This is a genomic window from Pseudomonas sp. AFG_SD02_1510_Pfu_092 (assembly GCF_003331055.1).
In the GTDB taxonomy this organism is placed as follows: Bacteria; Pseudomonadota; Gammaproteobacteria; order Pseudomonadales; family Pseudomonadaceae; genus Aquipseudomonas.
In genome coordinates this window covers 47,043-60,263 of sequence record NZ_PUQD01000012.1, presented here as the reverse complement: position 1 = coordinate 60,263, position 13,221 = coordinate 47,043, and the positions used below count along the sequence as shown (strand labels likewise).

Sequence of the window (13,221 nt, the reverse complement as noted above, 5' to 3'; positions counted from 1 at the left end):
GGTGCTATCCTCGCCGGCATGAATACATCACTCCCCCTCAGCCTGATCGCGGCTCACGCCGAGAACCGCGTGATCGGCATCGACAACTCCATGCCCTGGCATCTGCCGGGGGACTTCAAGTACTTCAAGGCCACCACCCTGGGCAAGCCGATCATCATGGGGCGCAAGACCTGGGACTCTCTGGGCAGGCCGCTGCCGGGGCGGCTGAATATCGTGGTCAGCCGCCAGGCCGGGCTGCAACTGGCGGGGGCCGAGGTGTTCGGCTCGCTGGAAGAGGCGCTGGTGCGGGCCGAGCAGTGGGCGCGCGAAAAGGGTGTCGATGAGCTGATGCTGATTGGCGGGGCGCAGTTGTATGGGCAGGCGCTGGAGAAGGGGCTGGTCAGCCGCATGTACCTGACGCGGGTGGAATTGTCGCCGGAAGGGGATGCCTGGTTCCCTGAGTTCGACCGGGGGCAGTGGAGGCTGGTGTCGAGCGAGGCGCAGGCTGAGGAAGGTAAGCCTGCGTACCACTTTGAGGTTTGGGACAAGGTTTGAGATTTTGGGGCTGCTTTGCAGCCCATCGCGACACAAGGCCGCTCCCACATTGATCGGCGCACGCGGGACCATTGTGGGAGCGGCCTTGTGTCGCGAGAGGGGCGCAACGCGCCCCCGGCAATTCGTCAGGAATGGCTCAGCTCGGCATGTTCATCGCCAGCCAGCACATCCTTGTCGGTCTCCTTCAGCAGTTGGCTGGTCACCACACCCGCAGTCATCGAGCCGTTCACGTTCAACGCGGTACGCCCCATGTCGATCAGCGGCTCCACCGAAATCAGCAACGCCACCAGTTCCACCGGCAAGCCCATCGCCGGCAACACGATCAGCGCAGCGAACGTGGCGCCGCCGCCGACCCCGGCAACCCCTGCCGAACTCAGCGTGACGATGGCCACCAGGGTGGCAATCCACAGCGGGTCGAAGGTGTCGATGCCCACCGCCGGCGCCACCATTACCGCCAGCATGGCGGGATAGAGCCCGGCGCAGCCGTTCTGGCCAATGGTGGTACCGAACGAGGCGCTGAAGCTGGCGATTGACTGCGGCACGCCCAGCCGGCGGGTCTGCGCTTCGATGTTCAGCGGAATGCTGGCGGCGCTGGAGCGGCTGGTGAAGGCGAAGGTCAGCACCGGCCAGACCTTGCGGAAGAAGCGCAGCGGGTTGACCCCGGTCCCGGCCAGGATGATGCCGTGCACCACGAACATCAGCGCCAGGCCCAGGTACGACACCACCACGAAGCTGCCCAGCTTGAGGATGTCGTCCATGTTCGAGCTGGCTACCACCTTGGTCATCAACGCCAGCACACCGTACGGGGTCAGTTTCATCACCACCCGCACCAGGCGCATTACCCAGGCTTGCAAGGTATCGATCGCCGACAGCGCGCGCTCGCCCTTCTCGGCATCGTCCTTGATCAGTTGCAACGCGGCCAGGCCGAGGAACACGGCGAAGATCACTACGCTGATGATCGAAGTCGGCTTGGCCCGCGCCAGGTCACCCACCGGGTTGCTGGGGATGAACGACAGCAGCAGCTGCGGGATGTTGAGGTCGGCGACCTTGCCGGCGTAGTCGCTGTGGATGACCTGCATGCGTGCGCTTTCCTGGGCACCGGCCACCAGGCCCTCGGCGCTGAGGCCGAACAGGTTGGTCAGGACGATGCCGATCAACGCGGCGATGGCGGTGGTCAGCAGCAGGGTACCGATGCTCAGCACGCTGATGCGGCCCAGCGACGAGGCATTGTGCAGGCGCGCCACGGCACTGAGGATCGAGGCGAAGATCAGCGGCATGACGATCATCTGCAACAGGCCGACGTAGCCGTTGCCGACCAGGTCGAGCCAGCTGATGGTGGCCTTGAGCACGGGGTGGCCAGCGCCATAGACGGTGTGCAAAGCCAGGCCGAAGGCCACGCCCAGCAGCAGGCCGAGCAGTACTTTCTTGGCCAGGCTCCAGTCGGTGCGGCGGGTTTGGGCCAGGCCCAGCAACAGGGCGAGGAACGCCAGCAGGTTTAGCGACAGCGGCAGGTTCATTGAAGCTCCAGCAGTAAAAAGCAGTAGAGGCATCGCCTCTGTGAGCGATTGCGAACGGAAATGCTAACAGCCTGAAAACAAACGAATTTATACCTAAATCGAATGTGCATAGTCGTTAATGGAATAACGATGTGTCGCAGATTGCAATGAACACGGCGTTTGCAGCTGCGCGAAGGTCGTAATCGAGGGCTGTCGGTGGGGATTGTTGCACTAGCGTTTCCGGGGTCAAATCAGGAGATTCGTACATGAAGTTCGCTCCGAAAGCCGTCGCCGTCGGCCTGTCCCTGCTGTTCAGTATCGAAACCTTCGCCACCGAGCTTAAACATTGGCCCGCCGAGGCCGCCAGGCAGCTCGACAGCATGATCGCCGCCAATGCCAACAAGGGTAACTACGCGGTGTTCGACATGGACAACACCAGCTACCGTTACGACCTCGAAGAAGCCTTGCTGCCGTTCATGGAGAACAAGGGCCTGTTGAGCCGCGACAAACTGGACCCGTCGCTGAAACTGATGCCGTTCAAGGACACCGCCGAGCACAAGGAAAGCCTGTTCAGCTATTACTACCGGCTTTGCGAAGTCGACGACATGGTCTGCTATCCATGGGTCGCCCAGGTGTTCTCCGGGTTCACCTTGAAGGAGCTGAAAGTGCAGGTGGACGAGCTGATGGCCTCGACCAGGCCGATCCCCAGCACCTATTACGAAGGCGACCAGCTGAAGACCATCGAGGTGCAGCCACCGAAGGTCTTCCAGGGCCAGGCCGAGCTTTATAACAAGCTGATGGAGAACGGCATCGAGGTCTATGTAATTTCTGCCGCTTCCGAGGAGCTGGTGCGCATGGTCGCCTCGGACCCCAAGTACGGCTACAACGTGAAGCCGCAGAACGTCATCGGCGTGAGCCTGCTACTCAAGGACCGCAGCAGCGGCGAGCTGACCACCGCGCGCAAGCAGATCACTGCCGGGCATTATGATGCCAAGGCCAACGAGGGCCTGGAGCTGACCCCGTATCTGTGGACCCCTGCCACCTGGATGGCAGGCAAGCAGGCGGCGATCCTGACCTACATCGATGAGTGGAAGAAGCCGGTGCTGGTGGGCGGTGATACGCCGATCAGCGATGGCTACATGCAGTTTCATGGGGTAGATGTGAACAAGGGCGGCATCCACCTGTGGATAAACCGCAAGGCCAAGTACATGGACCAGATCAACGGCATGATCGCCCGCAATGCAGCGGCGCAGGCCAAGGAAGGGTTGCCGGTGACGGCGGACAAGAACTGGGTGGTGGTGACGCCGGAGCAGATTCAGTAGATATTCGGTTGCCTGTTCCGGCCCTTTCGCGGGTAAACCCGCTCCCACAGGTGCTGCACAGTACCTGAAGTCTGAGCGGTCCTTGTGGGAGCGGGTTTACCCGCGAAGTGGCCGGCACAGGCATAAAAAAACCGGCGCTCAAGGCGCCGGTTCTTCATTCCCGCCAAAAGAGCCTCACAGCCCGTCCAGCATCGCCTTGTTACGCACGGCACCCTTGTCGGCACTGGTCGCCAGCAGGGCGTAGGCCTTCAGCGCGGTGGTCACCTTGCGTGGGCGCACTTCAGCTGGCTTCCAGCCCTTCTTGTCCTGCTCGACACGGCGCTGGGCCAGTTCTTCGTCGCTGACCTGCAGGTTGATCGAACGATTCGGGATGTCGATCAGCACCTTGTCACCGTCACGCACCAGGCCGATGGCGCCGCCAGCAGCGGCCTCCGGCGAGGCGTGGCCGATCGACAGGCCCGAGGTACCGCCCGAGAAGCGGCCGTCGGTGAGCAGGGCGCAGGCCTTGCCCAGGCCCTTGGACTTCAGGTACGAGGTCGGGTAAAGCATTTCCTGCATGCCCGGGCCGCCTTTCGGGCCTTCGTAGCGGATGATCACGATGTCGCCGGCCTTCACTTCATCGGCAAGGATGCCGCGCACGGCGCTGTCCTGGCTCTCGAAGATCTTCGCGGTGCCTTCGAATACGTGGATCGACTCGTCGACGCCCGCGGTTTTCACCACGCAGCCGTCCAGCGCGATGTTGCCGTACAGCACGGCCAGGCCGCCTTCCTGCGAGTAGGCGTGCTCGACACTGCGGATGCAGCCTTCGGCGCGGTCCAGGTCCAGGCTCGGCCAGCGGGTCGACTGGCTGAACGCGGTCTGGGTCGGGATGCCGGCAGGGCCTGCCTTGAAGAAGGTGTGCACGGCCTCGTCATCGGTCTGGGTGATGTCCCACTTGGCGATGGCTTCTTCCATGCTGCGGCTGTGCACGGTCGGCAGGTCGGTGTGCAGCAGGCCGCCACGGGCCAGCGAACCGAGGATGCTGAAGATGCCGCCAGCGCGGTGCACATCCTCCATGTGGTACTTCTGGATGTTCGGCGCCACCTTGCACAGCTGCGGCACCTTGCGCGACAGGCGGTCGATGTCGCGCAGGTCGAACGCCACTTCGGCTTCCTGGGCAGCGGCCAGCAGGTGCAGGATGGTGTTGGTCGAGCCGCCCATGGCGATGTCCAGCATCATGGCGTTCTCGAACGCCTTGAAGTTGGCGATGTTGCGCGGCAGTACCGACTCGTCGTTCTCGCCGTAGTAACGCTTGCACAGCTCGACGATGGTGCGGCCGGCGGTGAGGAACAGCTGCTCGCGGTCGGCGTGGGTGGCCAGGGTCGAGCCGTTGCCCGGCAGGGCCAGGCCCAGGGCTTCGGTCAGGCAGTTCATCGAGTTGGCGGTGAACATGCCGGAGCACGAGCCGCAGGTCGGGCAGGCGCTACGCTCGTATTCGGCGACTTTCTCGTCGGAAGCGGAAGAGTCGGCGGCGATGACCATGGCGTCGACCAGGTCCAGGCCGTGGCTGGCCAGCTTGGTCTTGCCGGCTTCCATCGGGCCGCCGGAAACGAAGATCACCGGGATGTTCAGGCGCAGGGCGGCCATCAGCATGCCGGGGGTGATCTTGTCACAGTTGGAGATGCACACGATGGCGTCGGCGCAGTGGGCGTTGACCATGTATTCGACGGCGTCGGCGATGATTTCGCGGCTTGGCAGCGAGTACAGCATGCCGTCGTGGCCCATGGCGATGCCGTCATCGACCGCGATGGTGTTGAATTCCTTGGCCACGCCACCGGCGCGTTCGATTTCGCGGGCGACCAGCTGGCCCAGGTCCTTCAGGTGCACGTGGCCGGGGACGAACTGGGTGAACGAGTTGGCGATGGCGATGATCGGTTTCTTGAAGTCTTCGTCCTTCATCCCGGTGGCGCGCCACAGGGCACGGGCGCCGGCCATGTTGCGGCCCTGGGTGGAAGTCTTGGAACGGTAATCAGGCATGAAACACTCCTGGCGGCTTAATCAGGTCACTAATAAGGGGAGTGAGCTTCTCTATGTCCTTTGCGCCGCAGGCCGGTTGCCACTGGCACGGATGGGGCCGAAGACCGCGCGGGATCGCCGCGTGCTTGGCCAGAGCTCATAAACCCGCCGGGGATGACTGGCGATGAATAGGCCGATTCTACACCGCTGGCGCGGCGAGGGAATGCAGATGTGGATAGTTGGCCCTTTTGAAGCCTGAGGGGACTCTGTGGGAGCGGGTTCACCCGCGAAGACGGCGGTAGCCACGCCATCGCATTCGCGGGTAAACCCGCTCCCACAGGGTCAGAGTTGCCTGGTCTGTCAGCTGTTCGGCAGCAAGCGGCAGGTGATGCTCTTGATGTAGCGGGTTTCGGCGATGGCCGGGTGCACCGGGTGGTCCGGGCCCTGGCCGCCGCGTTCGAGCAGCTGCAGGTTGCGGTCCAGGTGGCGGGCGCTGGTCAGCAGGATGTTGTGCAGGTCGTCCTCGGGCAGGTGCATCGAGCACGAAGCGCTGACGAGGATGCCGTCCTTGCTGAGCATGCGCATGGCCTGTTCGTTCAGGCGGCGGTAGGCCGCTTCGCCGTTCTTCAGGTCCTTCTTGCGCTTGATGAAGGCGGGTGGGTCGGCAATGATCACATCGAAGCGCTCTTCGGCGGCCTTGAGCTCGCGCAGGGCTTCGAACACATCACCTTCGATGCAGGTCAGCTTCTCGCTGATGCCGTTCAGCGCGGCGTTGCGCTCGACACCGTCCAGGGCGAAGCCCGAGGCATCCACGCAGAACACTTCGCTGGCACCGAACGCGCCGGCCTGCACGCCCCAGCCACCGATGTAGCTGAACAGGTCGAGCACCCGCTTGCCCTTCACGTACGGCGCCAGGCGCGCTCGGTTCATGCGGTGGTCGTAGAACCAGCCGGTCTTCTGGCCTTCACGTACCGGGGCTTCGAACTTGACGCCGTTCTCTTCCAGCGGCACCCAGTCCGGTACTTCACCGTAAACGGTCTCGACGTAGCGCTGCAGGCCCTCGGCGTCACGCGCGGCGGAGTCGTTCTTGAACAGGATGCCGCTTGGCTTGAGCACCTGGACCAAGGCTGCAATCACATCGTCCTTGTGCGCTTCCATGGTGGCCGAGGCCAGTTGCACCACTAGGATGTCGAAGAAGCGGTCGACCACCAGGCCTGGCAGCAGGTCGGAGTCGCCGTAGACCAGGCGGTAGCACGGCTGTTCGAACAGGCGCTCGCGCAGCGACAGGGCGACGTTGAGGCGGTGCACCAGCAGCGATTTGTCCAGCGGCAGCTTGATATCACGCGACAGCAGGCGGGCGCAGATCAGGTTGTTCGGGCTCAGCGCGACGATGCCCAGCGGCTTGCCGTTGGCCGCCTCGAGAACCGCCTGCTGGCCGGCCTGGAAGCCTTGCAGCGGGGTCGCGCTGACGTCGACTTCGTTGCTGTAGACCCACAGGTGGCCGGCGCGCAGGCGGCGGTCGGCATTGGCTTTGAGGCGAAGGCTGGGCAGGGACATGACGTCGCTCCGGAAAAAAGAGCGGGATTATAGCCTGTCTGCCCAGCTGGCGGTGTCAGGCTCGACAAACTGCTGGCCTCATCGCCTGGTGCCGGCAATCACGCCGCCAATGCCTTGGTCAATTCCCGGTTGAATGCCGGAATGTCATCGGGCTGGCGGCTGCTGATCAGGTTGCCATCGACTACCACTTCTTCATCCACCCAGTCACCGCCGGCATTGCGAATATCGTCCTGCAGGGTCTTGTAGCTGGTCAGCCGCTTGCCCTTGACCAACCCGCACGACACCAGTAGCCAGCCGCCATGGCAGATCACGGCCAGCGGCCTGCCAGCCGCATCGTGGCTTTTCACCAGCTTCTGCGCAGCCGCAATCAGCCGAATCGTGTCAGAATTTTGCACGCCGCCGGGCAGCACCAGGGCATCGTAGAGGTCCAGGTGGGCGCCTTCGAACGTGGCATCCACGGCGAATTCATCGGCTGGCTGGTCATGGTTCCAACCCCGTACCGTGCCCTCTTTGTCACTGAGAATATCTACCACTGCGCCGCTCTGTTCCAGGGCTTCGCGGGGACCGGTCAGTTCCACTTGCTCGAAGCCGTCGGTGACCAGAAAGGCCACGCGCTTGCCGTTCAATTGTGCACTCATGGTCCGTGCTCCTTTTCTCGATGAATGTGAGAAAGAGGCCCGTATCAGGCCGGTAAAGTTCCGGCGTTACGATTCAGTGGTTGGTCCCTTTCCGGCTTACAGGGTTAAAATCGCCGACCCCGAACGAGTGTGCACGTATGTCCCAAGAACTCAGCGCCGAACAGATCCAGCAAGCCTTGCAAGGCATCACCATCCCGCCGCAACCGCAGATCATGGTCGACCTGCAGTTCGAGCAGTACATGCCTGACCCGGACCTGGAAACCATCGCCAAGCTGATATCCCAGGACCCGGGCCTCTCGGGCGCCTTGCTCAAGCTGGTCAACTCCCCACATTTCGGCCTTTCCAACAAGATCGGCTCGATTCAGCGCGCGGTGAACCTGCTGGGCAGCCGTTCGATCATCAACCTGATCAACGCCCAGTCGATCAAGGGCGAGATGAGCGACGAGACCATCGTCACCCTCAACCGCTTCTGGGACACCGCCCAGGATGTGGCGATGACCTGCCTGACGCTGGCCAAGCGCACCGGCATCCAGCCGGCGGACGAGGCCTATACCCTGGGCCTGTTCCATGACTGCGGCGTGCCGCTGATGCTCAAGCGCTTCCCCGACTACATGGAGGTGCTGGAGGAGGCGTACGCCAAGGCGGGTGAGGAAACCCGCGTGGTCGACACCGAAAACCGTGCGTTCAACACCAACCATTCGGTGGTCGGCTATTTCACCGCCAAGTCCTGGCGCCTGCCCGAACACCTCGGCGCGGCCATCGCCAACCATCACAACGCCCTGGCGGTGTTCCGCGACGAAAGCTCGCGCAATACCCAGAGCCAGCTGAAAAACCTGTTGGCGGTGTTGAAAATGGCGGAGCACATCTGCGCGTCGTACCGGGTGCTGGGCAACCAGACCGTGGACCACGAATGGAGCGTGGTCGGCCCGCTGGTGCTCGATTACATCGGTTTGTCGGAATACGATTTCGAAAACCTCAAGCAGAACATTCGCGAGTTGGGCGGGCACTGACCGATGCCGGAATTGCCAGAAGTCGAAACCACCCGGCGCGGTATCGCGCCCCACCTCGAAGGCCAGCGCGTCAGCCGCGTGGTGGTGCGTGACCGGCGCTTGCGCTGGCCCATCCCCGAGGACCTGGACGTACGCCTGTCGGGGCAGCGTATCGTCAGTGTCGAGCGGCGCGCCAAGTACCTGTTGATCAATGCCGAGGTCGGCACCCTGATCAGCCACCTGGGCATGTCGGGTAACCTGCGCCTGGTCGAGCTGGGTTTGCCCGCGGCCAAGCACGAGCACGTGGATATCGAGCTGGAGTCGGGGCTGATGCTGCGCTACACCGATCCGCGCCGCTTTGGCGCGATGCTCTGGAGCCTGGACCCGCTGAACCACGAACTGCTGCTGCGCCTGGGGCCGGAGCCGCTGACCGACCTGTTCGATGGTGAGCGACTGTTCCAGCTGTCCCGTGGGCGGTCTATGGCGGTCAAGCCGTTCATCATGGACAACGCGGTGGTGGTGGGGGTGGGCAACATCTACGCCACCGAAGCGCTGTTCGCCGCCGGCATCGACCCGCGGCGTGAAGCGGGCGGGATTTCACGGGCGCGTTACCTGAAGCTGTCGATCGAGATCAAGCGCGTGCTGGCGGCGGCGATCGAGCAGGGCGGGACCACCCTGCGCGACTTCATCGGTGGCGACGGGCAGCCGGGGTACTTCCAGCAGGAACTGTTCGTCTATGGGCGCGGTGGGCAGCCGTGCAAGGTGTGCGGCACGCAGCTGCGCGAGGTGAAACTGGGGCAGCGGGCCAGCGTGTACTGCCCGCGCTGCCAGCGCTGAGGCGGGGGCCGCTGTGCGGCCCCATACGCGGGTGAACCCGCTCCCACAGATTGGACTGCCTTCAAGGCCTGTGCCGTACCTGTGGGAGCGGGTTCATCCGCGAACAAGGGCAAAGCCCTTGCCAAGCCGCGATCAGGCCTTGCCGGTAATCCGCCGGTACTTGGCCATCAGCTGTTCTTCGGTTTCCGGGTGCGCTTCATCCAGCGGGATGCAGTCAACCGGGCAAACCTGCTGGCATTGCGGCTCGTCGTAATGGCCCACGCACTGGGTGCACAGGTTAGGGTCGATCACGTAGATCTCTTCGCCTTGGGAGATGGCCTCGTTCGGGCACTCGGGTTCGCAGACGTCGCAGTTGATGCAATCGTCGGTGATGATCAGGGACATGGGGACTCCGGCCGGGGCTCAGCGCCCGGGCATGTTCAACGCAGTGGGCACAATTGTGCCGCATTCGCGCCCGCAGTGCACGCGGGCGCGATGATCAGCCGCTAAAGGTCATTTCTTGAAACGTTCGGTCAGCGCGTCGGCCACCGCCGGGTGGACGAACTTGCTGATATCACCGCCCAGGGCGGCGATTTCCCGGACCAGGGTCGAGGAAATGAACGAATAACGCTCCGAAGGCGTGAGGAACAGGCTCTCGACATCAGGGGCCAGTTGCCGGTTCATGTTCGCCAGCTGGAACTCGTACTCGAAGTCCGATACCGCCCGCAGGCCGCGCAGGAACACATTGGCGCCCTGTTCCTTGGCGAAATGCGCCAGCAGCGAAGAGAAGCCGATGACTTCGACATTGGGCAGGTGACTGGTGACCTCACGGGCGAGCTCCACCCGTTGCTCCAGCGGGAACAGCGGGTTTTTCTTGGGGCTGGCCGCCACCGCGATGATCACGTGATCGAACAGCCGCGAAGCGCGCTCGACCAGGTCGCCATGGCCTTTGGTAATGGGGTCAAAAGTACCCGGGTACAACACTCGGTTCATCGCGTCATCCTGGCTGGAGTGCGTTGGGGAGTCGGATGGTAGCGCAGCGACGGCGCCGCGGCCAAGTATCTCCGGGCTGTCACGCGGTGCATTCCCCTGCCAATACACCGTAAGATGAGCCTTCATGAAGGCCGCAGACTGGGAGCTGAGCATGGCCCCGCGGATAAAGACCCGAGAGCGCATCGTGCAGAACAGCCTGGAGCTGTTCAACCAACAGGGCGAACGCAGTGTCAGCACCAACCACATTGCCGCGCACATGGAAATTTCGCCTGGCAACCTGTACTACCACTTCCCCAACAAACAGGCGATCATCGCCCTGTTGTTCAGCCAGTACGAAGCACTGGTAGACAGCTTCCTGCGCCCGCCACAAGGCCGCGCGCCAACCGTGGAAGACAAACGCTTTTACCTCAAGGCCCTGCTGGCGGCGATGTGGAACTACCGCTTCCTGCACCGCGACCTCGAGCACCTGCTGGACAGCGACCCGGAGCTGGCCGCCCGTTACCGGCGCTTTTCCGCGCGTTGCCTGTGCCAGGGCCAGGCGATCTACCGCGGTTTCGTCGAGGCGGGCATCCTGGCCATGGCCCCGGCGCAGATCGAATCGCTGACCATCAATGCCTGGATCGTGTTGACATCGTGGGTGCGTTTTCTCAGCACCACCCGTGAACATTCCGCGCACCTGGGTGAAGAAGCCTTCAAGCGTGGTGTCTACCAGGTACTGGTGCTGGAGCTTGGCTTCGTCACCGACAACGCCCGCAATGCCGTGGATGCCCTGTGCCAGGAATTTCATGTACCGTTCAACCAGGCCCTGGAGCAGTAGCCCAAGGCTCTGGCGCCATCGATCAGGAGATTGTCATGCCCCTTGCGCAATTGATCACCCCGCAACAGTTGGCCGAGCGGCTGGGCTCGCCCAAATTGGTGATCCTCGACTGCCGCTTTGCCCTCGAGGATGTGGACTATGGCCAACGCAGCTATGCCCAGGGGCATATTGCCGGGGCGCATTTTGCCGACCTGGAGCGTGACCTCAGCGGGCCGGTGAGCAAGGGCCGCACCGGCCGCCACCCGTTGCCGGAAGCGCACCGGTTGGTCGAGCGCCTGCGTGAGTGGGGCCTGGACAACGACAGCGAGGTGGTGCTGTACGACGACGGCCCGGGTGCTTTTGCTGCTCGCGCCTGGTGGCTGCTGGCCTGGCTGGGCAAGCGCAGCGGCGTGGCGATCCTCGATGGGGGCCTGAAGGCCTGGCATGCGGCGCACCTACCGCTGAGCCTGGACCCGCCGCTCAAGCGGGAAGGCACCTTCGACGGTGAGCCGGACGGCAAGCTGCTGATCGATGCCGAGCACCTGGCCAAGCGCCTGGGCAACGCCGAGCTGACGCTGCTCGATGCGCGTGCCTTGCCGCGTTTTCGTGGCGAAGTGGAGCCGATCGACCCGGTCGCGGGGCACATTCCGGGCGCCCAATGTGCGGCCTTTACCGACAACCTGGACGCTGACGGGCGCTTTCTGCCGGCGGAGCAGCTCAAGCAGCGCTTCGCCGGGAAACTGGCCGGGCGGGCGCCGGAGCAACTGGTGTCCTATTGTGGCTCGGGGGTGACCGCTTGCCACAACCTGTTTGCCCTGGCGCTGGCGGGTTACCCGCTGGGCAAGCTGTATGCCGGGTCGTGGAGCGAGTGGATCAATGATCCGCAGCACGGCGTAGCCACTGGCGAATAGAACTATCTGCGGTTTGCAGGAACCTGTGGGAGCGGGCGTGCCCGCGAAGAATCCAGCGCGCTGCCCGGCACCGGCTGCGCCGGTGTTCGCGGGCACGCCCGCTCCCACAGGAATCGCGCCCGCTCAAACCGAGCCTGTGCTGGCTCAAGCGGTCATGTGCCCTCGACCAACCACTGCGGGATGCGCCGTTCCAGGTAATAGCCCGGGTTGCGCAGGCTGCCCTCGACGAAGCCGACATGGCCGCCGCTGCTGTGCAGCTCGAGGCGGGTCTGGGGGGCCAGTTCCCGCGCGGTTGGCAGGCTGTGGCCGGAGACGAACGGGTCATCGCTGGAGTGGATGATCAGCGTCGGCGTACGGTTCTGGCCGAGGAAGAAATGGCTTGATGAACGGCGGTAGTAGTCGTGCACATCGCGAAAGCCGTTCAAGGGTGCGGTGACCCTGCCGTCGAAGTCCCAGAACGTGCGCAGCTTGGTCAATGGCCCCAGGCGCTCCAGCGTGGCCAGGCGTTCATGCTGGCCGCTGGCGTGGAACTGCCGTTGTTTGCGCTGCACATACGCCAGCATCTCACGCATGAAATGCGCCTGATACACCTTGGAAAAACCTTGGCCGATGCGGTCGGCGCAGTGATCCAGACGAAACGGCACCGACACCGCCACCGCTGCTTGCAGCTGGCTGGCGATGCCGCTTTCGCCCAGGTATTTCAGCAGCACGTTGCCGCCCAGCGAGTAACCCACCGCATACAACGGTGCCAACGGGCGCTGGGCGCGCAGGTGGCTGACGATTTCGGCCAGGTCTTCGCTGGCGCCGGAATGGTAGCTGCGTGGCAGCAGGTTGGGCTCGCCCGAACAACCACGCCAGTTCGCTGCCACACTGGCCCAGCCACGGTCCTGCAGCGCTTGCTGCAGGCCTTTGACATAGGGCGAATGGGACGAGCCGGTCAAGCCGTGCAACACCAGCACCAGCGGCGCATGCGGCTGGTGCGGGCCGTGCCAGTCGAGGTCGATGAAATCGCCATCGGCCAGCCATAGCCGCTCGCGGTTGCGCTTGAGGTCGGGCAGCTTGCGCCACAGTGGTCCCCACAGGGTTTGCAGGTGGGGGTTGGAAAGGCCGATGGCCGGGCGGAAAGTGGCGCTGGGGCTGGGCATGCTGGGTGGCTCTTGGTGTGCCTGCCTAG

General features: G+C 63.7%; 13 protein-coding genes. 6 read left to right on the top strand and 7 right to left on the bottom strand.

Annotated elements, in window-relative coordinates:
- Positions 1–18 precede the first annotated feature (18 nt).
- On the top strand, positions 19–534 hold the full coding sequence (locus tag C6A77_RS08255; RefSeq protein ID WP_114169004.1) for a dihydrofolate reductase: 516 nt from the start codon (positions 19–21) through the stop codon (positions 532–534).
- 125 nt (positions 535–659) lie between these two features.
- Here the strand turns inward: C6A77_RS08255 and C6A77_RS08250 are convergent, their stop codons facing one another.
- Positions 660–2,051, bottom strand: a complete 1,392-nt coding sequence (locus C6A77_RS08250; protein WP_114169003.1) for an L-cystine transporter — start codon at positions 2,049–2,051, stop codon at positions 660–662.
- A 245-nt stretch (positions 2,052–2,296) separates the two neighbouring features.
- Here C6A77_RS08250 and C6A77_RS08245 point away from each other — a divergent pair, with 245 nt between their 5' ends.
- On the top strand, positions 2,297–3,352 hold the full coding sequence (locus tag C6A77_RS08245; RefSeq protein ID WP_114169002.1) for a haloacid dehalogenase-like hydrolase: 1,056 nt from the start codon (positions 2,297–2,299) through the stop codon (positions 3,350–3,352).
- 174 nt (positions 3,353–3,526) lie between these two features.
- Here C6A77_RS08245 and ilvD read toward each other — a convergent pair whose 3' ends face one another.
- From ilvD to C6A77_RS08230, 3 genes are all read right to left on the bottom strand, one after another.
- The gene (gene ilvD / locus C6A77_RS08240; RefSeq protein WP_114169001.1) at positions 3,527–5,368 is read right to left on the bottom strand and encodes a dihydroxy-acid dehydratase; all 1,842 of its coding nucleotides are present in this window, start codon (positions 5,366–5,368) and stop codon (positions 3,527–3,529) included.
- Between the two features lie 339 nt (positions 5,369–5,707).
- The gene (locus tag C6A77_RS08235; protein ID WP_114169000.1) at positions 5,708–6,904 is read right to left on the bottom strand and encodes a class I SAM-dependent rRNA methyltransferase; all 1,197 of its coding nucleotides are present in this window, start codon (positions 6,902–6,904) and stop codon (positions 5,708–5,710) included.
- Positions 6,905–7,002: 98 nt separating this feature from the next.
- Positions 7,003–7,542 carry a type 1 glutamine amidotransferase domain-containing protein gene (locus tag C6A77_RS08230; RefSeq protein ID WP_114168999.1) on the bottom strand — a complete coding sequence of 180 codons (540 nt, stop codon included), beginning with the start codon at positions 7,540–7,542 and terminating at the stop codon, positions 7,003–7,005.
- 191 nt (positions 7,543–7,733) lie between these two features.
- Here C6A77_RS08230 and C6A77_RS08225 point away from each other — a divergent pair, with 191 nt between their 5' ends.
- Both C6A77_RS08225 and mutM read left to right on the top strand, forming a co-directional pair.
- The gene (locus tag C6A77_RS08225; RefSeq protein ID WP_178082381.1) at positions 7,734–8,552 is read left to right on the top strand and encodes an HDOD domain-containing protein; all 819 of its coding nucleotides are present in this window, start codon (positions 7,734–7,736) and stop codon (positions 8,550–8,552) included.
- A 3-nt stretch (positions 8,553–8,555) separates the two neighbouring features.
- Positions 8,556–9,368, top strand: a complete 813-nt coding sequence (gene mutM, locus C6A77_RS08220) for a bifunctional DNA-formamidopyrimidine glycosylase/DNA-(apurinic or apyrimidinic site) lyase (RefSeq protein ID WP_114168997.1) — start codon at positions 8,556–8,558, stop codon at positions 9,366–9,368.
- A 132-nt stretch (positions 9,369–9,500) separates the two neighbouring features.
- Here mutM and C6A77_RS08215 read toward each other — a convergent pair whose 3' ends face one another.
- The gene (locus tag C6A77_RS08215) at positions 9,501–9,752 is read right to left on the bottom strand and encodes a YfhL family 4Fe-4S dicluster ferredoxin (protein ID WP_009683359.1); all 252 of its coding nucleotides are present in this window, start codon (positions 9,750–9,752) and stop codon (positions 9,501–9,503) included.
- 108 nt (positions 9,753–9,860) lie between these two features.
- A complete protein-coding gene (coaD, locus tag C6A77_RS08210; RefSeq protein WP_114168996.1) occupies positions 9,861–10,340 on the bottom strand; it encodes a pantetheine-phosphate adenylyltransferase in 480 nt (159 codons plus the stop codon).
- Positions 10,341–10,491: 151 nt separating this feature from the next.
- Between coaD and C6A77_RS08205 the strand changes: the two genes are divergently transcribed.
- Both C6A77_RS08205 and C6A77_RS08200 read left to right on the top strand, forming a co-directional pair.
- Positions 10,492–11,157: a TetR/AcrR family transcriptional regulator gene (locus tag C6A77_RS08205; RefSeq protein ID WP_114169037.1), complete on the top strand. Its 666-nt coding sequence runs from the start codon at positions 10,492–10,494 to the stop codon at positions 11,155–11,157.
- 35 nt (positions 11,158–11,192) lie between these two features.
- The gene (locus tag C6A77_RS08200; RefSeq protein ID WP_114168995.1) at positions 11,193–12,047 is read left to right on the top strand and encodes a sulfurtransferase; all 855 of its coding nucleotides are present in this window, start codon (positions 11,193–11,195) and stop codon (positions 12,045–12,047) included.
- A 152-nt stretch (positions 12,048–12,199) separates the two neighbouring features.
- Here C6A77_RS08200 and C6A77_RS08190 read toward each other — a convergent pair whose 3' ends face one another.
- Positions 12,200–13,192, bottom strand: a complete 993-nt coding sequence (locus tag C6A77_RS08190) for a hydrolase (protein ID WP_114168994.1) — start codon at positions 13,190–13,192, stop codon at positions 12,200–12,202.
- Between the last annotated feature and the right edge of the window lie 29 nt (positions 13,193–13,221).